The sequence below is a fragment of the Streptomyces sp. NPDC048504 genome, assembly GCF_043200035.1.
Lineage (GTDB): Bacteria > Actinomycetota > Actinomycetes > Streptomycetales > Streptomycetaceae > Streptomyces.
In genome coordinates this window covers 372,473-392,071 of record NZ_JBICXA010000009.1, presented here as the reverse complement: position 1 = coordinate 392,071, position 19,599 = coordinate 372,473, and the positions used below count along the sequence as shown (strand labels likewise).

General features: G+C 70.5%; 17 protein-coding genes. 7 read left to right on the top strand and 10 right to left on the bottom strand.

Annotation, left to right across the window (positions count from 1 at the left end; all coding sequences use genetic code 11):
- Positions 1-305 precede the first annotated feature (305 nt).
- The 3 genes from ACGFY9_RS24450 to ACGFY9_RS24440 form a co-directional block, all read right to left on the bottom strand.
- Positions 306-830, bottom strand: a complete 525-nt coding sequence (locus tag ACGFY9_RS24450; protein ID WP_393757332.1) for a hypothetical protein — start codon at positions 828-830, stop codon at positions 306-308.
- Positions 831-1,408: 578 nt separating this feature from the next.
- Positions 1,409-1,633 carry a hypothetical protein gene (locus tag ACGFY9_RS24445; protein WP_393757330.1) on the bottom strand — a complete coding sequence of 75 codons (225 nt, stop codon included), beginning with the start codon at positions 1,631-1,633 and terminating at the stop codon, positions 1,409-1,411.
- Positions 1,626-3,134, bottom strand: coding sequence for a hypothetical protein (locus tag ACGFY9_RS24440; RefSeq protein ID WP_393757329.1), 1,509 nt, complete (start codon positions 3,132-3,134; stop codon positions 1,626-1,628). Before ACGFY9_RS24440 ends, ACGFY9_RS24445 begins: the two co-directional genes overlap by 8 nt.
- Positions 3,135-3,216: 82 nt before the next feature.
- Here ACGFY9_RS24440 and ACGFY9_RS24435 point away from each other — a divergent pair, with 82 nt between their 5' ends.
- Together ACGFY9_RS24435 and ACGFY9_RS24430 are read left to right on the top strand one after the other, a co-directional pair.
- Complete coding sequence (locus tag ACGFY9_RS24435) at positions 3,217-3,654, top strand: hypothetical protein (RefSeq protein ID WP_393757327.1); 438 nt, start codon at positions 3,217-3,219, stop codon at positions 3,652-3,654.
- A 377-nt stretch (positions 3,655-4,031) separates the two neighbouring features.
- On the top strand, positions 4,032-5,840 hold the full coding sequence (locus tag ACGFY9_RS24430; RefSeq protein WP_393757325.1) for a phosphatidylglycerol lysyltransferase domain-containing protein: 1,809 nt from the start codon (positions 4,032-4,034) through the stop codon (positions 5,838-5,840).
- Here the strand turns inward: ACGFY9_RS24430 and ACGFY9_RS24425 are convergent.
- Complete coding sequence (locus ACGFY9_RS24425) at positions 5,837-6,904, bottom strand: sodium-dependent transporter (RefSeq protein ID WP_393757323.1); 1,068 nt, start codon at positions 6,902-6,904, stop codon at positions 5,837-5,839. The genes ACGFY9_RS24430 and ACGFY9_RS24425 overlap by 4 nt on opposite strands.
- A 168-nt stretch (positions 6,905-7,072) precedes the next feature.
- On the opposite strand from ACGFY9_RS24425, the gene ACGFY9_RS24420 reads away from it, so the two are divergent.
- Both ACGFY9_RS24420 and ACGFY9_RS24415 read left to right on the top strand, forming a co-directional pair.
- Entirely contained in the window at positions 7,073-7,912 is an 840-nt protein-coding gene (locus ACGFY9_RS24420) for a hypothetical protein (RefSeq protein WP_393757321.1), read from the top strand.
- A 237-nt stretch (positions 7,913-8,149) separates the two neighbouring features.
- Positions 8,150-8,434: a hypothetical protein gene (locus ACGFY9_RS24415; protein WP_393757319.1), complete on the top strand. Its 285-nt coding sequence runs from the start codon at positions 8,150-8,152 to the stop codon at positions 8,432-8,434.
- 133 nt (positions 8,435-8,567) lie between these two features.
- Here the strand turns inward: ACGFY9_RS24415 and ACGFY9_RS24410 are convergent, their stop codons facing one another.
- Complete coding sequence (locus tag ACGFY9_RS24410) at positions 8,568-10,304, bottom strand: hypothetical protein (protein ID WP_393757317.1); 1,737 nt, start codon at positions 10,302-10,304, stop codon at positions 8,568-8,570.
- A gap of 288 nt (positions 10,305-10,592) precedes the next feature.
- Between ACGFY9_RS24410 and ACGFY9_RS24405 the strand changes: the two genes are divergently transcribed.
- A complete protein-coding gene (locus tag ACGFY9_RS24405) occupies positions 10,593-12,242 on the top strand; it encodes an alkaline phosphatase family protein (protein ID WP_393757315.1) in 1,650 nt (549 codons plus the stop codon).
- A gap of 72 nt (positions 12,243-12,314) precedes the next feature.
- Here ACGFY9_RS24405 and ACGFY9_RS24400 read toward each other — a convergent pair whose 3' ends face one another.
- From ACGFY9_RS24400 to ACGFY9_RS24390, 3 genes are all read right to left on the bottom strand, one after another.
- Positions 12,315-13,403 carry an ABC transporter substrate-binding protein gene (locus ACGFY9_RS24400; protein WP_393757313.1) on the bottom strand — a complete coding sequence of 363 codons (1,089 nt, stop codon included), beginning with the start codon at positions 13,401-13,403 and terminating at the stop codon, positions 12,315-12,317.
- A gap of 65 nt (positions 13,404-13,468) precedes the next feature.
- A complete protein-coding gene (locus tag ACGFY9_RS24395; RefSeq protein ID WP_393757311.1) occupies positions 13,469-14,350 on the bottom strand; it encodes an ABC transporter permease in 882 nt (293 codons plus the stop codon).
- Positions 14,347-15,207 (bottom strand): ABC transporter ATP-binding protein, encoded by an 861-nt coding sequence (locus tag ACGFY9_RS24390; protein ID WP_393757310.1) that lies wholly within the window; start codon positions 15,205-15,207, stop codon positions 14,347-14,349. The genes ACGFY9_RS24395 and ACGFY9_RS24390 overlap by 4 nt, the downstream gene beginning before the upstream one ends.
- A 242-nt stretch (positions 15,208-15,449) precedes the next feature.
- On the opposite strand from ACGFY9_RS24390, the gene ACGFY9_RS24385 reads away from it, so the two are divergent.
- Both ACGFY9_RS24385 and ACGFY9_RS24380 read left to right on the top strand, forming a co-directional pair.
- Positions 15,450-17,117: an ATP-binding protein gene (locus ACGFY9_RS24385; protein WP_393757308.1), complete on the top strand. Its 1,668-nt coding sequence runs from the start codon at positions 15,450-15,452 to the stop codon at positions 17,115-17,117.
- Complete coding sequence (locus ACGFY9_RS24380; protein ID WP_359616436.1) at positions 17,114-17,803, top strand: response regulator; 690 nt, start codon at positions 17,114-17,116, stop codon at positions 17,801-17,803. The genes ACGFY9_RS24385 and ACGFY9_RS24380 overlap by 4 nt, the downstream gene beginning before the upstream one ends.
- Before the next feature lie 213 nt (positions 17,804-18,016).
- On the opposite strand, the gene ACGFY9_RS24375 is transcribed toward ACGFY9_RS24380, so the two are convergent.
- Both ACGFY9_RS24375 and ACGFY9_RS24370 read right to left on the bottom strand, forming a co-directional pair.
- Positions 18,017-18,496: a MarR family winged helix-turn-helix transcriptional regulator gene (locus tag ACGFY9_RS24375; RefSeq protein WP_393757305.1), complete on the bottom strand. Its 480-nt coding sequence runs from the start codon at positions 18,494-18,496 to the stop codon at positions 18,017-18,019.
- A gap of 12 nt (positions 18,497-18,508) precedes the next feature.
- Positions 18,509-19,570 carry an alkene reductase gene (locus ACGFY9_RS24370; protein ID WP_393757303.1) on the bottom strand — a complete coding sequence of 354 codons (1,062 nt, stop codon included), beginning with the start codon at positions 19,568-19,570 and terminating at the stop codon, positions 18,509-18,511.
- Positions 19,571-19,599: the final 29 nt, after the last annotated feature.

The window sequence follows — 19,599 nt, the reverse complement described above, 5'->3', positions numbered from 1 at the left end:
CGACGTGCCTCGGGGGAAGGCGGGACGGATGCCTTCACCACCGCAGGGCCGCCGAAGGTGCCGAAGCTGTCCGCCGACCAGTTCGCAGGGTGAGGGAAGGAGTTGGCCCTCGGATCCGCCGGACACGGCTGGTAGGACCAGCGGCGGGCCCTGGCAGTCTCCCGCGTGCCGGGCCATGGAGTGCGACGAACGTGTGGTTGAACTATCGCCCTTGCGGAGGCACTTGGTCCGTCTCCCTGGAAGGAGCACGGAGGGGCCGACTACTCCCGAGGGAGGAGACCAGCCCCTGATTCACGCGCGGGACATCAACTCAGGCCGAGGTCGGACAGTGCGGTCGTCCAGTCGGTGACGATCGCGTCCTGGGCGTCGGTGAGGGTGACGGTGCCGGCGCAGACGGCCTTCTTGAGCTTGTTCTCGACGGTGTCCTTGTTGGCGGCGGTCTTGGTGCCGTACTCCGGCTCGGGCCAGAGGTTCAGCGCGCTCTTGGGGGAGCCGCCGAGTTCGAGGGGAACGAAGTGGTCCTCCTCGTAGTCCGAGGTGCTGGTGTCGGTGTAGCCGTACTCGACGATCTGCGTCTTCTTCAGCGCGGTGGTGTACGAGCTGGACGGCCGGACGGTCGCGGTCCACCCGGAGACGCAGATCGTGGTGTCGATGGTGGACTGGGTGACGTCCGCGTTGAAGGCACCGGGCTGGCAGGTGGGGTCGGGGAGAGGGAGGTAGGCCTGGCTGCAGCTCTGCGCGTGCGCGGTGCCGGCCGCGACCGCGAGGCCGGCGGCGGCGAGGGCCAGGGAGGAGAGGGCGGTGACCAGGGAGCGGGATATTCGGGGCATGGGGGGATCTCCCGGAGCGGTGCCCGGCAAGGATTCCGGGCGGTCGTGAGCATGACAGCACCGGGATCATCTATGCGGGTAGAGCCTTTGCCGGGACCGAAGATCCCTTTGTTGAATGTTTTAGTACAACGGGACTGGCGGAGGGGAAGTCATGGCCCGCGCTTGGTTGTCGGCATCGCGCGCCGGGCCCGGTGACGGCCCCTTGTCACGTGAGCCCCATGACCACGTCGACGCATCTGCGGCCCTGCGCCATGGGCGCGAATGACGGCGGCCAGGCGACCCGTACGGACGCCCGCGTGCGGTACGTCCCCACCGGCCGAAGCCTCGTCGGCCTCGAACGGGCCAGGGCCGCAAGCGACTTCGTCCTGTCGGCCTGCCCGCCGCATACAGCGGAGGACGTGGCGCACGAGGTCCTCTCACACCCCTTCCGAGGCGTGTACGTCGAGGCCGACGCCATCGGCCCGGACCGCACCCAGCGCATCGCCGCCGCCTGCGCCGAGCGTGATGTACTCATGCTCGTACGGCCGCATACCACTGGCCTGCCGCACGGATCAGCACTCGACAACAGCCCGAAAAGATCAGTAGGCCACAGCCGCGCACCCCCAAGGCACAGCGGCGGCAAGGGGCGCCATCGGCAGACAGCCGCGGTCGGCCGCGGCCCGTCGCTCGGTGCCGGCGTCGACGACGGCCCGGTGCAGGGCCGCGAGCGCAGCTACGGCGGACAGCATGAGGAGGGTGGCGGCTGTGTGCCGGCGGACGCGTCGGCCCGCGAGGAACGGGGCCGGGGTGGAGCGGTCAGTCACCGTGATCTTGTCGTGCGGTGGGGGCGATGTAGGCGTACCCGGCACCCTCCAGCCGGACGAGTCTCCAGCCGCGGGCGTAGGACGGCGGACGGGTCGCGCCGGTGGTGAGGACGGCGATCGGCATCCGCTGGGCCGCCCGGGCGATGGCCGCGGCGTCGGTGTTGGCGTTGGGGCCGTTGGTGCTGGCGGAGCCGCACCCGGCGGAGAAGGCGATCGGGAGGGCCGACGGCCCGGTGAGCAGACACGGTGGGCGTACGCCCACCCGGCGCAGCGCGGTGGCGGTGCGTTCCCAGCCCTTGTGTGCGGCCGTGGTGCGCTGAACGGTGTGTGCCAGCACCGCGTACTGCACCGCCAGATGCCCGGCCAGACCCACCGCCACCAGCGTCACGGCGACCGGCCGCCAGGCCCTGCCCGGCGCGGTGACCAGCCAGACGAGCGCGTCAGCGACCGGGATGGCCAGCAGCGCGTAGGTGGGCAGCAGGAAGCGGGGCGCGGCGTAGCCGATGAGGAACAGATACGGGATCGCCGCCGTCACCGCGCAGGCCAACGGCAGCGCGGTGGACGGCGTACGCCGGCCCCGCACGGCCACTGCCAGCCCGATGGCCGCCAGCACCGGCAGGGCGAACCACCAGGCCGTCACCACGGGGTTCGGCATCGCACCGGTGCACGGGCGGCACAGCGAACGGCCGCCCAGGCTGCGCAGTTGGTCACCGATGGCGATGTGCCAGCCCAGACCGCCCTGGATGTCGGATCCCTCGGACAGCCGCTGACTCAGCCCACCGAAGCGGACGTACGCCTCGATCACCCATTCGGCCGCCCCGGCCACCAGGCCACACAGCAGAGCGATGAGCAGCCGCGCATGCCGCCACCGGCGAAGAACCACCAGGACGAAGAGCAGCGGCAAGGTCACCCACACCGCGTCCGTGGGCCGCATCCACGCCATCAGCAGGGCACTTGCCCCCAGCCCCCACACCGGACCACGCCGGGTGCGGTCGGTCTGGGCCTGAAGGAAGCAGCCGACCCCTGCCAGGGCGCCGACCGCCACCCAGTAGTTGGGCATGGCCTGGGGACCGTAGAAGACGGTCACCCACAGGCTCGCGAACAGGGCGCCGCCCAGCGCGAGCACCCGGACCGGGAACAGGCCGCGCCAGGCGCGCAGCGCCAGGAACAGCCCGAGACCCGACAGCAAAGCCAGGTAGACCCGCAGGAGCGGGGTGGACGACGACCATCCGGCGACCGGGGCCACCAGCAGCGAGATGCCACGGGCGCGCGGGGCACTGAAGAACGATGCCGGGGCGTGCGAGCTGACCTGGCTGACGTACACCGACTCGTCCCAGCCCAGCCCCATCCCCGGTCGTACGACCACCAGTTGGGCCAGGATGAACGCGCCCGCGACCCCCGCCAGCCACCACTGGCCCTTGCGGCCCCGTCCCGTGGGCGGGCCGAGCGGCTCTTGGCCGCCGATGCGGTCGAGGGGCACGGTGTGCACGGGTCTGGTCATCGTCCGTCCCTCGCCCCTGACGGTGTGTAGGCTGGCCCTTACCCTACAGGCTGTAGGGTCATCTGCAGGAGCTGGGCCAAACATGGTCAAACTAGCTCGCACGCATCCGGAGCGCACCGCGGAGGTCGACGAGGTTCGGCCGCGCCGGGGATGGATCGTGCTGCGGCTGTCCCTGGTCGGAATCGTCGCCGACAAGGCCACCCTGATACTTCAGGCCCGCGACGGAGGCCAGGCCGAGATGCGGCTGCCCGCCGACGGTTACGGCGACCGGTTCCAGGTACGGATTCCGCTGGGCGCCCTCGCTACCGCGTGCACCGCACGGGATTGGACCTGGGACCTCTATCTGGACGCGGGGACGGAGGAGGAGCCGCTGCGGCTGGGCAGGCATCAGGACGGCATCGGCGGCGGGAAGAACGTCTTCCTCTGTCCGGCGCAGCATGCGGCCGGGGTGCGGGTGCAGCTGTACTGCACGGTCTCGGACAACGTGTCGATCGCCTGCGCGCGGGAGGAGAAGCGGTGAGACCAGCCGCCATGCCGGCTCCAGCGCCCCCGACTCCGCCCGGTGTGACGCCCCTTCGGCGAACAGGACGGCTTGAGCGCGACTTCCTCGACGCACCGTGGGCCACCGGCGGCCCCTGGCACCGGTCGATATCCAGCAGGGCGCGGCGGCTGTGTCCCCGTCGGCCCGGCGCGGGCCGTCCTCCGGCGACTTCGCGAGGGGGACCTGGTCCAGCCCGCCGCCGACGACCGCCGTGCCTGGGAACCCCTACGATCCGCAGCCGGGCGAACAGCCCAGGTCATGCAGCGGATCCTCTTGTCCTCCCCCGCCGACTCGGCCTCTCCTCCGTCCCCGTCCACGCCGGTGACCCCGGCCTCCCTCCGAGGTGAACCTCCACGGTGCCCGCACACCTCTCGCCCTCGAACCTCCGACAGCACACGCCCACGGACCGCGTTCCCTCCCCGACCGGGCCACCGCGCCCACGCACACGGCTCCGAGGGGCCGCGGCGTCGGCCACGGTCTGGTACCTCCGGTTGCTGGCCGTGCTCAACCTGGCCGCCGTGGTCTCTCTGTCGTTCCGCGACGAGGTCCAGGAGCACAACGTCGGTGAGTACTTCACCCCGTACCTGGCCACCGCCGGGCTCATCTCGGCGGCGCTGGCACTCTTCCTCGCCATGGTGATGCGGCGCCGCAAACGGGCCGCGTGGATCTTCAACCTGCTGCTGGCCGGCGGGCTCTTCGCGCTCTACACGCTGGCCATGACCCAGGAGGCGTACCGCGAGCACGTCACCAACTGGGGTTCCCTGCTGCTCACCGGTCTGTTCGTGGCCGCGCTGCTGGTCGGGCGGGGGGAGTTCACGGCCATCGGGGACCGCTCCAACCCGAAGCTGGCCTTCGCCGCGGGAGCGGGCGGTCTCCTCGTCAGTGGCACGATCGGCACGCTGCTGGTCGCCGCCACCAACAAGCTGCCCGGCGCCACGCCGACCGACGAGATCGCCTACACCCTGCTGCGCGGTATCAGCGTCGGTCCGCTCGCCGACCGCGTCGACGCCGTGCACGCACCGCGCTGGGTCGACGTCCTCGTCAACATCCTGATCGCCGCGACCTTCCTGCTCGTCCTGTACGCCTGCTTCCGTGCCCCGCGCGGTCGCGCCCTGCTCGGCGAGGACGACGAACAGCGGCTGCGCGCCCTGCTGGCCCGGCACGGTGAGCGGGACTCCCTCGGCTACTTCGCCCTGCGCCGCGACAAGGCCGCCATCTTCTCGCCCAGCGGCAAGGCGGCCGTCACCTACCGGGTGGTCGGCGGCGTCAGCCTGGCCTCCGGCGACCCCATCGGCGATCCCGAGGCATGGCCCGGTGCCATCGACGCCTGGCTGGAAGAGGCCCGCCGGCATGCCTGGACCCCGGCGGTGATGGGCGCGAGCGAGGAGGCCGGCACCATCTACGCCCGGCATGGGCTCGATGCCCTGGAGCTGGGCGACGAGGCCATCGTGGAGATCGCCGACTTCACCCTCGAAGGACGTGCCATGCGAGTCGTACGGCAGGCGCACAACCGGGTGCGCCGGGCCGGATACACGGTGCGCATCAGGCGCCACGAGGACATCGCGGACGACGAGATGGCGCTGCTGATCGACAAGGCCGACCACTGGCGCGACGGACCGACCGAACGCGGCTTCTCCATGGCGCTGGGACGGCTCGGCGACCCCGGCGACGGCCGCTGCGTGATGCTGGAATGCCGCGACGCCGACGGCGAACCGCGCGCCCTGCTCAGCTTCGTCCCCTGGGGCGAGCACGGCCTCTCCCTGGACCTGATGCGCCGGCAACGCGCCTGCGAGAACGGCCTGATGGAGTTCATGGTCGTAGAACTGCTGCTGCGTGCCGAGGAGTTGGGCGTACCGCGGGTGTCGCTGAATTTCGCCATGTTCCGCTCGGTCTTCGAACGCGGCGCGCGCCTCGGCGCGGGCCCGGTACTGCGGCTGTGGCGCTCGATGCTCACCTTCTTCTCCCGCTGGTGGCAGATCGAGTCGCTCTACCGCGCCAACGCCAAGTACCGGCCCGTGTGGGAGCCCCGCTTCCTGCTGTTCGCCAAGAGCGGCGACATCCCCCGCATCGGCCTGGCCAGCGCCCGCGCCGAGGGCTTCCTCACCCCGCCACCCCTGCCCGCCCTCCGGCGCCGCGGGCGTTCCTCCGCTGCGGACACGGCCTAGGACACCGCGGGGGCCGCGGGCCGGAGTCTGGCGACGACCCGGTTGGCGGCCGTCTTCTGCAACAGCCCGTAGGCGAGCACCGGCAGCAGCAGGTGGGGCTTGTCGGGCAGCGAGGCCGTGATCAGTACCGCGCTCGCGCTGCTGTTGTTCATGCCGCAGGCCAGGGTCAGCGACGAGGCCACCGGGGCGTCCAGCCGCAGGACGCGGGCGGCCAGCCGGCCCAGCACGAAGGACAGCACGCACACCAGGGCGGCCACGGCGAGGGCGGCGGTGAACAGCAGCGGACGCGGGTGGGCCAGGAAGGAGCCGAGGGCGCCGCTGGCGTTGACGTAGGTCAGGACCAGCGAGCCGGCCAGGGCCGCGGGCACCACGGCCCGCAGGAGACGGGCCTGCCACGACGGCGGCAGCACGAGCGCGCACAGGAGACCTGCGGCGCAGGGCAGGACCACGGTGGCGAGGGTGAATCCGCTCTGGGCGGAGCCGCTCGTGCTGGTGAGTGTCTGTGCGTAGCCGCCGCTGAGCAGCGGTGCCAGGGCCGCCAGCAGGAGTGGTGTGGTGAGGGGACTGAGCAGGGTGGAGGCGAGGACGAGTCCGACCATGGTCGGCTGGTCCCCCTCGCCCTTGCTGGTCCATACGGTGGCTCCGGCGGCCACGGGCATGGCCACGATCAGGATCATCGCGGTGAGCAGTCCACTGCCGCCGTCGGAGTCGGGGGTGCCGCGCAGCAGGAAGGCGACGAACGGCACGACGAGCAGCGGAATCGCCAGATGCAGGGCGAGGCCGGCCAGCATGGCCTTGGGGCGCCGCAGCACGCGGCCGAGCGCGCGGACGGGTACCTGGAGCCCGGCCGAGAACAGCACCAGGGACAGCAGGAGCGAGGTGGTGCGCAGCGTCAGGTGGGCCGGTCCGCCGAGCGGCACGGCGTGCGGGCGGCGCAGCCACAGGCCCGCCCCCGGCAGGAGCAGCGCGGTGACGTAGGAGACGAGGACGGCGCGGCCGAGCCGACGGCGCAGCCAGTTCGTCGCACGGTCAACAGGTGAGTGGGAAACAGCGGGAGGGTTCACGGCGGCCTTCTTCCGTCACGAGGTCAGGGGCGGGACGGGACGCCGATATACGCAGGTGGGACAGGTGGATGTACATGAGGGCATCCTTCTCGGACGGTACGTGTGGGGCGGGTGATCAGCACGCGCAGTCAGGATGCGTTCAGGTATCCACTGGCACGGTCGTGTCTCATGACCTACGAACTGTCCGACACACCGGAAGCCGAACGGGACGCCAACGGCCCCAGCCGGCACGCACACCGCCTTCGCCTGAACAAAGTCCCCGAGATCACCGTCTACTTCTGGATCATCAAGGTCCTGTGCACGACGGTCGGCGAGACCGCGGCCGACCTGCTCAACGAGAAGGCCGGGCTCGGCCTGACCGGCGTCTCGGTGCTGATGAGCGCGCTGCTCGCGGTCGTCCTGGTCGTCCAGTTCCGTACGACCGCCTACCGCGCGGGCGTGTACTGGCTCGCCGTCGCCCTGATCAGCGTGGTCGGCACCCTGATCAGCGACAACCTGACCGACAACATGGGCGTCGCCCTGGAGACCACCACCACGGTGTTCGGGATCATCCTCGCCGTCGTGTTCGTCGTCTGGTACCGGCGCGAGCGGACCCTGTCGATCCACAGCATCGACACCACCAGCCGCGAGGCCTTCTACTGGCTGGCCGTGCTGTTCACGTTCGCCCTCGGCACGGCGGCCGGAGACCTGGTCTCCGAGCGCATGAACCTCGGCTACTGGCTGTCCGCGGTCCTGTTCGCTCTCGCCATCGCCGCCGTGGGCATCGCCCACTTCACCCTCGGCCTGGACGCCGTGTGGAGCTTCTGGATCGCCTACATCCTCACCCGCCCCCTGGGCGCATCGATCGGCGACTACCTCTCCCAGCCGACCGGTGACGGCGGCCTCGGGCTCGGCACGGTCGTCACGAGCGTCCTCTTCCTGGCGGTCATCCTCGGCATGGTGGTGTATCTGACGGTGACCCGAAAGGACGTCATCGACCGCGAGCCCGTCGCGGGACAGGTGGCCTGAACAGCGCGGAGGCGTTCAGGAAGCGTTCAGGAATTGATCGACAGAGTCGGACATCACGGCTGTCTTCCGCGGCCGGACCATGCGTTGACAGGGCGCCTGTTTCCTTCACGGGAACGGGCGCCCTTCCACACCCCCGACACAGAACACAGGAGTGTCCGTCACCTTGGAGATTCCGGAAGCCCTCACCGACACCTGGATCATGAAGATCGCGGCGACGACCCTGGGCGAGACGGCTTCGTGGTCACCCTGGTCGTGCAGTTGCGCTCCCGGCGCTACCACCCGTTCTTCTACTGGACGGTCATCCTGTCGACCAGCACGGCCGGTACCACGATGTCCGACTTCATGAACCGCGACGCCGGCACCAAGTACCTTGCGAACGGCGCCACTTCACCGGGCTGGGGACCGCAGGGCCTCGACCTCGGCACGCCGGGTTCGTCGGCCGTACTCCTGACGGTCCTGATCGGTCTGATGGCGTACGCCCATGTCCAGGAGCGTCGGCGCCCCGCCCCGTCTCCGTCGTAGCCTCCGCGGTTCGGCGGGCGCGGCTGAGGCACTCGGCGGCCGGGCTGACCGGCCCGGCGGGTGGGCCGTGGATCGCTGCTTCCCCGGCAGGCGCCGAGTTCCCCGTTCGGCTGCTCCTCACCGGTTCAGGGGCCTACGTGGTGACCTCGATGCGTGCGGTGCTGATCGTCATGGGTGTGCCGGTCACGGCGATGAGGTACATGCGTCGGTTCGCGCCGGGCAGGGCGCGGTGGCCGCCGGCCGGTCGTACGACGTACACGGCCGTGCTGTGCGGGGCGAGGGTGGCGGGGCCCGAGGTGACGGTCCACCAGTCGGAGGCGCCCTGGCCGAGGCGGCTGGCGAAGTGCGGGGTGAGGGCGGTGCCGGTGGTGTTGGCCGCGCGCACCGTGACGGAGGTGACGGCGGGGTGGGATCGGCCGGTGAGGTGAGTGGTGAGGGCCATACGCAGGGGCGGCGGGCTGGCTGCGGCGATGCAGGCGCACAGCAGCGCCGGGGTCACCAGCGCCAGCGCCACGGCGGCCTTCGCGGGGCGGCCGATGAGGCGAGGGATACGTGGTTGCCAGGCATGGGCCAGGGCCGAGGAAGGGACCGTCGCGGCGGCGGCCAGCCACAGCGGGGTCATCATCAGGAAGTAGCCGTCCTGGGAGCGGGTGGCGAGGTAGAAGGACAGCCAGGGCAGGACGGTCAGCGCCGTTCCCAGGCGGCGGGCGAACAGCAGGGTCGCGGCGAGCAGGCCGACGAGGAGCAGCTCGCTGGCGTAGGAGTAGTAGTCGAGGCGGCTGCTGCCGTCGGTGAAGTAGTAGGAGATGCCCATCAGGCCCTGGCCGTGCAGGATCGCCTTCTGGGTGAGGGGCAGCAGCAGTCCGTGCAGCCAGGCGGAGAAGCCCTGGGCGGCGAAGTAGGCGTTGATGCCCGCCCACGTCAGTGCGGCGACCCCGGCGAAACGGGCCAGCACGGCGGCCGCGGGACGGGCCCCGAGTTCGCCGCGCCGTACCGCGTACAGGCCGATCAGCAGGAACGGGGCGTAGAACCAGGCCAGTTGCTGGGTGGCACAGGCGGCACCCAGGCACACGGCCCGCAGCACGCCGCTCCGTCCCAGGCGTCCGCCCGCTCCGGTGGTCGGCCAGTAGACCGTCACCGGGATCAGCAGGGCCAGGGCGACGATCGCCGGGTAGCCGGAGCGGGCGTAGCCGGGGAGGATGCCGAAACCGAGGCACACGGCGGTGGCCGCCGACCGCCACGGGGCGGGCAGCAGCAGCCACAGCGTGACCGTTCCGGCGATCAGCGCCCCCGTGGTGACGAGGGTGGCGGCTGCCGGAGTGTGCAGCAGGGCGTGGACCGGCGCGGCGAGCAGGGCGGTCAGCGGTGGATAGCCGTACGTGTAGTCCGCCGAGCCGGACATCGTCTTGGTCAGGCCGGAATGGGGCGTGCCGAACAGCCAGGGCCAGGGCTGTCCGTAGACGGGGCGGCCGTGCGCGATCTGGTTCGCGGCCTGTGCGGTCAGTACGCCCTCGTCGGTGCCGATGTGGTTCAGCCAGTAACCGCAGACCACCAGGGCCACCGCGAGGACGAGAACTCCGGCGTCCACCCGGACCAGGGCTCGTCGGCCTCGTACGGCCAGCGCGAGCACCCCGCACACGAGGATCCCGGCGTAGCAGACGGAGATGACCGCGGCGACGGGCGGATCGGAGAGCATCGCCTGGGTCCAGGCCGAGCGCGTGCCGATGAACAGGCTGATCGTGCCGATCAGCGTCATGCCCCGGTGCCATTGCTGGGGGCTGTCAGAGTCGCCGGAAACCCGCGGCCGGCCGGCGACGGGCGGGCGCGTGTAGCGCCGCCACACTCCCGTGTCGACGGTATGAGCGGCCATGTCCACCTTCTCCATACTCAGCTACTACATCATGTAGAAGGAAGGTTGGCACTCCAGGTTCGTCCGAATGAGGTGAGAGCGTCATAAGAAAGTGGCCCGGTGTTCAGGAGCGGTCGAATCCGCCATGGATCAGTCGGGCGTCTCTTCTTGGGGAAAACCAGGCCTGCTTGGTGAAGACCCGACCGCTCATTCCGGACGTGTTCACACATGCGCCGCATCCGGTACACAAGGCGCGACTCTGATGAGCGCGGCACCCGCCGCCCGCCCCGAACACCCGGGAGAGACCAGATGTCCAGACGCCACGTCAGGCCCGCAGCCGTCCTCGCCGCCACCGGAGTCCTCGCCGGGGTGACCGCCGCCCAGCCCGCCGCGTTCGCGGCCTCCCACCACCCGGCCGCCACCCGGCACGTCCTGCTGGTGTCGGTCGACGGGCTGCACCAGTCGGACCTGGCCTGGTACGTCGCCCGGCACCCGAAGTCCGCGCTGGCCCGACTGGTCGGCGGCGGTGTGGAGTTCACCCACGCCGCCACGACCACGCCGTCCGACTCCTTTCCCGGCATGGTCGCCCAGGCGACCGGCGGCAGCCCCGGCACCACGGGCGTCTACTACGACGACACCTACAACGCCGCGCTCCTCCCGGCGGGAACCACCAGTTGCAAGGGCGTCAAGCCCGGAGTCGAGGTGGACCTCACCGAGGACCTGGACAGGAACCAGGCCTCCATCGACGCCGGCCAGGGTCTCGCGGGCCTGCCGGACAGCATCCTGTCGATGACCGGCCACCCGGAGAGCCTGATCAACGCGTCGAAGCTGCCCGTCGACCCCAAGACCTGCAAGCCGGTGTACCCGCACTCCTACCTCAAGGTGAACACGATCTTCGAGGTGGCCCGTCAGGCAGGTCTGCGCACCGCCTGGTCGGACAAGCACGCCGCCTACGAGATCCTCGACGGCCCCTCGGGCACCGGCGTCCAGGACCTGTTCACCCCGGAGATCAACAGCGACGCCCTCGGCTACGCCGCCGGCAACGACTGGACCACGGACAACAAGGCCACCGAGCAGTACGACGGCTACAAGGTGAAGGCCGTCCTCAACGAGATCGACGGCTACGACCACAGCCGCACCCACAAGGTCGGCACCCCGGCGATCTTCGGCCTCAACTTCCAGTCGGTCTCCACCGCGCAGAAGCTGCCCGCCTCGGACGGCCTCACCGGCGGCTACACCGCCAAGAACGTCCCGGGCCCGCTGCTGGTGAAGAACCTCGACTTCGTCAACACGGAGATCGGCGCCCTGACCGCCGAGATCGGCAAACGGCACCTCTCCGGCAGCACCACCGTCATCCTCTCCGCCAAGCACGGCCAGTCGCCCACCGACCCCGCCGCCCTCACCCGCGTCGCCGACGGCCCGCTCCTTGACGGCCTCAACGCCGCCTGGAAGAAGCTCCACCCCGGCGCCGCCGACCTGGTGACCCACGCCGTGGACGACGACGCCATGCTGCTGTGGCTCTCCGACCGCTCCCCGGCCGCCACGGCCTTCGCCAAGAAGTACCTGCTCGCGCAGAACGGCACCGGCACCGACATCAACGCCAGTCCCAAGGCCTACACCCACAGCGGGCTCAGCAAGGTCTACGCCGGCAAGGCCGCCGCCGACTACTTCCACGTCAAGGCCGGCGACGCCCGGGTCCCGGACCTGTTCGGTGTCGCGCAGTACGGCGTCGTCTACACCGGCGGCACCAAGAAGATCGCCGAGCACGGCGGCGGCCACTCCGACGACCTCGCCGTACCCCTCGTCGTGTCCGGCGCCTCCGTCCCGGCCGGTGTGCGCGACTCCGCGCACGTGCAGACCAAGCAGATCGCCCCGACGATCCTGAACCTTCTCGGCCTCGACCCCCGCTCCCTGCAGGCCGTCCGCGAAGAACACACCACCGTGCTGCCGGTCCGCTGACCCGTTCGGCGGGGAAAGCCGTACGGCCGCCCAACTGGCAGTCAGCTGGGCGGCCTTGGGCATGGCACACGCTCAGCCGTTCGGCCCGGCCGGGGTCGTGGTCGTCTTGAAGCCCTCGGTCTTGTTGGCCTGGACGGCGAAGTCATTGGTGAAGGTCTTGCTCAGGTCCACCGACCCCTTCACGTTGCCGACCAGCTTCTCCGTCGCCAGAGAGGTCCTCGGGCCGCCGGCCGGCATGAGACCGTCCGGGAGGAACTGGCCCTTGTCCTCGTTCAGGGCCGCGATGTAGTCGGCCTTGGTCACCAGTTGGTTCTGCACGAACGACTGCGGCAGCTTGTTCGCGATGTCGGCCGCGCTGTGGGTGCTGATCCAGTGCATGGTGGCGACGAGCGCGTCGACGACCTTCTGCACCGTGGCCTTGTGGGAGTCCACCCAGTCGGTGCGGGCGAGCACACTGGCGGCGGGATAGGCGCCGCCCATCGCCGCCGTGGCGCCGGAGGTGGTGGCCAGGTCGATCGCCGACGTGCCGACGCCCTTCTTCTGGATCGCGGCCACCGTCGGCTGCGTCGTCATCACGCAGTCGACCTTGCCGTTCTGCAGCGCGGCGATGGCGGTGGAGCCCGCGCCGACCCCGATCCGGTGGAACTGGCTGGTCTTCATGCCCTTCTTGGCGGCCAGGAACTGGGTGAGGGTGTCGGTGCCCGACCCCAGGTCGGTCACACCGAGGGTCTTCCCCTTGAAGTCGGCGGCCGAGTGGACGCCCGACTTGGCGGTGCACATCTCGCGCTCGCCCGGCGCGCCGGAGAGCTGCACGACGTCCTCTACGGCCTTGCCCTTCGCCTGGAACTCGATCGTGTGGTTGTACCAGGCGCCCGCCATGTCCACCTGCCCCGAGGCCATGGCCTCCTCGGCGCCCACGCCACCGTCCTGCTCGGTGCTCAGCTGCACGTCGACGCCGTACTTCTTGTAGAAGCCGAGCTGCTGGGCGAGCTGGTACGGCAGGTAGATCTGCTTGTCGAGGCCGCCGGCCATGAGCTTGACGGTCGGCGTGGAGCCCGAACCGCCGGTCGAGGCCGACGAGTTGCCGGAACAGGCGCTGGTGGCGCCGAGGGCGAGAACGGTGAGCAGAGACGCGGCGACGGCGACGGGTCGTCTGGACATGGCTGACCACATTCCTTTGCTGAGGGAGTTCTGGGGGTGAAGTAAGGGGTGCGGGGGAGGAGGCGTCAGATGGTGTTGGCGGCCTCGGACGGGGCCGGCGGACGCCAGGACAGCAGCCGGTGTTCGAGCTTGCCGATCAGCCACTCGGCGCCGAGCACGATGACCGAGATCACGAGCATCGTGGCGAACACACCGTTCGGGTCGAAGTTGTTCTGCGCGGTCTTGATGACCAGGCCGAGGCCGCTCTGCGCGCCGAGCACCTCGCCGACCAGCGCGCCGACGATGGCGAAGCCGAAGGCGCTGTGCAGGCTGGCGATGATCCAGGTGAGCGCGGAGGGCACGGTGACATGCCGGATGATCTGCAGCTGCGAGGCGCCCAGGACCCTGGTGTTGGCGAGGATGTTGCGGTCGACCTCGCGGACGCCCTGGAAGGCGTTGAAGAAGACGATGAAGAACACCAGCACCGCGGCGAGCAGGATCTTCGGCAGCACGCCGATGCCGAACGCGACGATGAAGATCGAGCCGAGGACGATACGCGGGATCGCGTTGACCATCTTGATGTAGGGGCCGAGCACGTCGGCGAGGAAGCGGCTCTGACCGAGAGCGACGCCGAAGACCACTCCGGTGACGGCCCCGAGGGCGAAGCCGACGAGCGCCTCCTGGATCGTTGTCCAGATGTTCGAGTAGAAGGACCCGAACTCGGTGCCGTGCCGGAAGAGGTCGACCAGCCGCTTGGCGATGCCGGACGGCTGCCCGAAGAAGAACGGGTCGACGATCCCCCAGGCGGTGAAGGCCTGCCAGCCGCCGAGGACGAAGACCGCGAGCCCGATGCGCCCCGCCCACACCAGCGCGGTGCGCCGCCGGACGGCGCTCCTGGCGGCAGCCGCGGCCGAGACCTGCGAGCCGTTCGCGGCCAGGGCGGTGGAAACAGCGGACGTCGTACTCATGCCGTACCTCCTGCGGTGCGTGCGTAGGCGCGCTCCACCTCCTCGCGCAGGCAGTCCCAGATCTGGTGCTGGAGTTCGATGAAGCGGGGCTGGAAGCGGATCTCCTGGACGGCGCCGCGCGGGCGCGGCAGGTCGATGTCGAAGACCGCCTTGACCGAGCCGGGGCTGGACGTCATGACGACGACCCGGTCGGCGAGCGCCACGGCCTCGTCGAGGTCGTGGGTGATGAAGATGACCGACGGACGGATCTGCTCCCACAGGCCGAGGAGTTCGGTCGACATGATCGCCTTGGTCTGCACGTCCAGGGCGCCGAACGGCTCGTCCATGATCAGGATCTTGGGTTCGTTGATCAGCGCCGCGGCCATCGCCACGCGCTTGCGCATGCCGCCGGAGAGCTGGTGCGGGTAGCGGTCCTCGAACCCCGTCAGGCCCACCCGGCGCAGCCAGTCGCGTGCCGAGGCCTGGGCCTGCTGCTTGGGTACCCGGCGGAAGACGGGGCCCATCAGGACGTTGCCGAGAACGGTCTTCCAGGGCAGCAGCGCGTCGGTCTGGAACATGAAGCTGACGCCGTCGGTGACGCCGTCCACCTCGCGGCCGCCGACCTTGACCGAGCCCTCGCTGGGCCGGTCGAGCCCCGACACCATGCTCAGCGTCGTCGACTTGCCGCAGCCGGTCGGGCCCACCACGGCACAGAACTGGCCCGGCTCCACGGTGAACGAGACGTCCTGGAGTGCCGTGAACACCTCACCCGCGGGAGTCAGAAATCGTTTGGTGAGCCCTGAGATCTCGACTCGGGCGCTGTCCTGGCCGGTCGTCTCGGCGACGGGGCCCGTCGCGACGTCGTTTCGCGAAGCCATCTGAGGCTGTCTCCTTCCCCTCTCGGAGGTCCTCGGAGGTCGAGGAAGGCAGACGCTAGAGGCCGTGCGGTGTTACGTCGCTGTTTCAGACGTATCCCGCGTTAGTCGTGTTAACAGGGGTTCTGCGCATTCTGCTCAGCGGTTCGGGGGGTGGGCAGAATGTCCGCGGTGGGACACAATCACGCCACCACGGGTACGGCGAAGGGGCCGGGCCCGGCAGCACGACAAGGGCAAAGACACCTGTGACGCCCATCCGCATCCGGATCGGCCGCGGCGGGAAGGGGAGGCTCTCCGCGCGGATCCTGGCCAATCAGCTCGCCATCCTGGCCCTCACCGGAGCCATCGGCTTCGTCCTGTTCGCGTTCGCCCAACGGGCCGAGATCGACCGCGCCTACGAGCAGCGGGCACTGGACATCGCGCAGACCACGGCCGCCGACCCGCAGATCCGGCAGGCCATGGCGCACGGGGGCGGCGACGGCATCGTGCAGACCGTCGCCGAACGGATGCGGAAGGCGTCCGGGGCGTCGTACGTGGTCGTGATCGACCTGCGCGGCATCCGCCACTCGCACCCCGACCCGGCGCTGATCGGCGAGCCGGTGGGCGATCCGATCGTGGTGCTGGACAACCGTCCTCACGTCGGCTCCGACCAGGGCGCGACCGGGCGGTCCGCCAACGGCAAGGCTCCGCTGTACGGGCCCACGGGCAAGCTGGTCGGCGAAGTCTCGGCCGGCATCCCGGAACGCGATGTGCTCGGCGAGCTGTGGCGGGAGCTGCCCACCTTCGGCCTGTACAGCGCGATCGCCGTCGCACTCGGCTCGGCCGCCGCGTTCCTGCTGGCCAGGCGGCTGAAGCGGTCCACCTTCGGGCTTGAACTGGAGGAGATCGCCGGACTGTTCCAGGATCGCGAGGCCATGCTCCACGGCATCCGGGAGGGCGTGCTCGCCTTCGCTCCCGACGGCCGGATCACCGTGGTCAACGACGAGGCCCGCACTCTGCTCGGCCTCGGCACGGCGCTCGGCAGCCGGCTCGACGAGGTGCTGCCCGACGGGCGGCTGCGCCGCGCCCTGGACGGCACCCTGACAGGCACCGACCTCAACGTGCTGACCGACGACCACTGCCTGGTGGTCAACCGGATGCCGGTGACGCTGCACGGCCGCGAACTGGGCGCGGTGGTCACCGTGCGCGACCGCACCGAGCTGATCGGGCTGTTGCGCGAACTGGACTCGGTGCGCGGGCTGACCGATGCCCTGCGTGCCCAGCAGCACGAGTTCACCAACCGCATGCACACCGTGGCCGGGCTGCTGGACATCGGCGACCACGACGCCGCCTTCGAGTACGCCGTCGACTCGGCCGGCGCCGACCAGGCGCTGACCGAGTCCGTGCGCGAACGGATCGGCAACGCGCTGCTCGTGGGGCTGATCGTCGCCAAGACCACGGTGGCCGCGGAACGTGGGGTACGGATGGTGCTCAGTGAGGACTCCGCGCTCGGCGAGGACCCGCCGCATCTGCGTCGGCTGCTGACCATCGTCGGCAACCTGCTGGACAACGCGATCGACGCGGCGTCCGGCGGACCGCCCCCGGCAGGCGGCCGGGAGGTATTGCTCTCGCTGGTCGAGGCCGTCGACCTGGTGATGGTGCGGGTCGCCGACAGTGGCCCGGGGATTCCGCCGGGCGCCACCGAGTCGATCTTCGAGGACGGCTGGTCGACCCGGCCCGACCGGGGCACCGCCCGGCGCGGGCTGGGCCTGGCCCTCGTCCACCGGCTGACCCAGCGGCACGGCGGGACGATCACGGTCAGCGAGGGGCCGGGCGCGGTCTTCACCGTCGTACTGCCCCTGCCGGACGCCACTCCCGTACCACGCGACGCACAGTTCACAACGGCCTCGCCGACAAGAGGTGACCGCGGATGATCCGGACCCTGGTGGTGGACGACGACTTCCGGGTCAGTCACATCCACTGCGACTACGCGTCCCGCATCGAGGACTTCGAGGTGGTCGGCCGGGCGGCGACCGTGGCCGAGACGTTGGACGCGGTGCGCACCCTCCACCCCGACCTGCTGCTGCTCGACGTCTTCCTGCCCGACGGCAGCGGACTCGACGTGCTGCGGCGGCTCAGCTCGGACGAGGGCGGAGCCCGCCCCGACGTCATCATGATCACCGCCGACCGGGACATCACCTCGGTACGGACCGCCATGAAGCTCGGCGCCGTGGGCTACCTGGTCAAGCCGTTCGGCTCCGCCGACCTGGCCGAACGGCTCACCGCCTACCGTGAACTCCAGCACCGAGTAGCCGCGTTGGGCCTCGCCCCACGCACCGACCAGGCCGACGTGGACGCCCTCTTCAGCGCCGCCCGGCCGCCGGCCGTCCCCCGGGTCCCGGCCAAGGGGCACTCCGCACCGACCCTCGCCCTCCTGCACCAGGTCCTGCGCACCGCCCACGACCCGCTGTCCGCAGCCCAGGCCGCCGAACTCACCGGCGTCTCCCGCGCCACGGCCCAGCGGTATCTCTCCTATCTCGTACGGGAGGGCATGGTCCGGCTCGAACTCCGCTATGGAGCCACCGGCCGCCCCGAACACCGCTACCGGATCGCCCGATGAGCCTTTGGGGTGAGCCTCTTCCATCGACCCCGGTTCCGGCCTGGAGTGCGAATCGTCTCCGGCGTTCCCGCGAAGTGGACAGTGCCGCAGCGCACTCGGCCCTCGAAGGCCGTACTGAACGGAGCCAGGCTCCCCGACTGTCGGAAGAAGCCCGGCGAGCCGAGCCGGCGGATGCGGCGGAACCCGCCGTTCAATCCTGCTGGCCGAGGGGAGTTACTCGGACTCTTCCGCCGTGACGTCACGGCTGTTGATCGCGTCGGCGATGGCGTAGGCGATGCGGACGAAGGACTCCGCCTGCTGCGCCGACAGGTCCCGCGCGGAGGTCTCCTCCAGGGTCTGCCACATGGCCGCGATGGGCTCGCGCATGGCACGGCCCTTGTCGGTGAGGTGGACGACCATGACGCGCCGGTCGTGTTCGGCCGGCTCGCGCACGAGCAGGCCGGCGTCCTGCATGCGGCGCAGGGACTTGGAGACCGTGGAGTGGTCCAGACCGACGCTTTCGAGCAGCTCGGACTGGGTCTGGCCGTCCCGGTCGAGGAGTTGCATCAGCAACAGTTCCTGACCGGGATGCAGGTCCACCTCGCGGAGCATGGCGGCGGCGCGGGCGCGGTGAGCGCGGGCGAGCTGGAAGATCGCGTAGCTCATCGGACCCTCGCTGGCCGTGGAGGGGGTGCGGTGGGTGGGCGCAGACATGAATGAGGTTCCTCAGACGGTGTGGGTGGGGTAGTCGGTGTAGCCGGCCACTCCGCCGCCGTAGAAGGTCGCCGGGTCGGGGGTGTTCAGCGGCGCGTCAGAGCGTAGCCGCTCGACCAGGTCCGGGTTGGCGAGCGCGAGGGCGCCGACGGAGACGAGGTCGGCCGTGCCGTGGTCGATGTCCTTGGCACGGGTGGGCAGGTCGGTGCCGGCCCGGTTGAGGATGAGCGTGGTCGGCCACAGCGCGCGCAGGGTGCCCAGCAGCTCCTCGTCGCCCGCGTGCATCACGTGGAGGTAGGCGAGGCCGAGCGGACCGAGGGCGCGCAGGAGCGCCGGATACAGCTCGGCGGTGTCGGACTCGGCGATGTCGTTGAAGGGGTTACCGGGGGAGATGCGCAGGCCGGTGCGGTCGGCGCCGATCTCGTCGGCCACCGCGGTGGCGACCTCGACGGCGAAGCGGATGCGGTTGTCGATGGAGCCGCCGTACTGGTCGGTGCGCTGGTTGGTGTTGTCGGCGAGGAACTGGTGCACGAGGTAGCCGTTGGCGCCGTGGATCTCCACGCCGTCGGCGCCTGCCGCGACGGCCGCCGCCGCGGCGCGGCGGAAGTCGTCAACGGTCGCCACGACCTCCTGCGTCGACAGCGCACGCGGCGTCGGCATCTCCTGGGGCCCGGACGCGGTGAACATCGCGCCCTGCGGCTGGACCGCCGAGGGGGCGACCGGCTGACGGCCGTGAGGGGTGTTGTCGGGGTGGGAGATGCGTCCGGTATGCATCAGCTGGATGACGATCCGGCCGTCGGCCGCGTGCACGGCGTCGGTGACCTTGCGCCACCCGGCGATCTGATCGTCGTTGTGGACGCCGGGGGTGAGGAGGTAGCCCTGGCCGTCGGCGTTGGGCTGAGTGCCCTCGGTGATGATGAGCGCGTGCGAGGCCCGCTGGGCGTAGTACTCGGCGTTCAGCTCGGTCGGTACGCCTTCGGGGGTGGAACGGTCACGGGTCATGGGGGCCATGACCAGGCGGTGCGGGAGAGAGATGTCACCGACGGTGGTCGGTGTCCACAGGGCGTTCAGCATGAGTGGTCCTTCGGTGCGGTGGTGATCGG

Bases quoted from the DNA above. Each gene is read 5' to 3' on its own strand.
- ACGFY9_RS24450 (WP_393757332.1), bottom strand. From the start codon at position 830: ATGCCCCGAATATCCCGCTCCCTGGTCACCGCCCTCTCCTCCCTGGCC.
- ACGFY9_RS24440 (WP_393757329.1), bottom strand. From the start codon at position 3,134: ATGACCAGACCCGTGCACACCGTGCCCCTCGACCGCATCGGCGGCCAA.
- ACGFY9_RS24435 (WP_393757327.1), top strand. From the start codon at position 3,217: ATGGTCAAACTAGCTCGCACGCATCCGGAGCGCACCGCGGAGGTCGAC.
- ACGFY9_RS24420 (WP_393757321.1), top strand. From the start codon at position 7,073: ATGACCTACGAACTGTCCGACACACCGGAAGCCGAACGGGACGCCAAC.
- ACGFY9_RS24410 (WP_393757317.1), bottom strand. From the start codon at position 10,304: ATGGCCGCTCATACCGTCGACACGGGAGTGTGGCGGCGCTACACGCGC.
- ACGFY9_RS24405 (WP_393757315.1), top strand. From the start codon at position 10,593: ATGTCCAGACGCCACGTCAGGCCCGCAGCCGTCCTCGCCGCCACCGGA.
- ACGFY9_RS24400 (WP_393757313.1), bottom strand. From the start codon at position 13,403: ATGTCCAGACGACCCGTCGCCGTCGCCGCGTCTCTGCTCACCGTTCTC.
- ACGFY9_RS24395 (WP_393757311.1), bottom strand. From the start codon at position 14,350: ATGAGTACGACGTCCGCTGTTTCCACCGCCCTGGCCGCGAACGGCTCG.
- ACGFY9_RS24390 (WP_393757310.1), bottom strand. From the start codon at position 15,207: ATGGCTTCGCGAAACGACGTCGCGACGGGCCCCGTCGCCGAGACGACC.
- ACGFY9_RS24380 (WP_359616436.1), top strand. From the start codon at position 17,114: ATGATCCGGACCCTGGTGGTGGACGACGACTTCCGGGTCAGTCACATC.
- ACGFY9_RS24375 (WP_393757305.1), bottom strand. From the start codon at position 18,496: ATGTCTGCGCCCACCCACCGCACCCCCTCCACGGCCAGCGAGGGTCCG.
- ACGFY9_RS24370 (WP_393757303.1), bottom strand. From the start codon at position 19,570: ATGCTGAACGCCCTGTGGACACCGACCACCGTCGGTGACATCTCTCTC.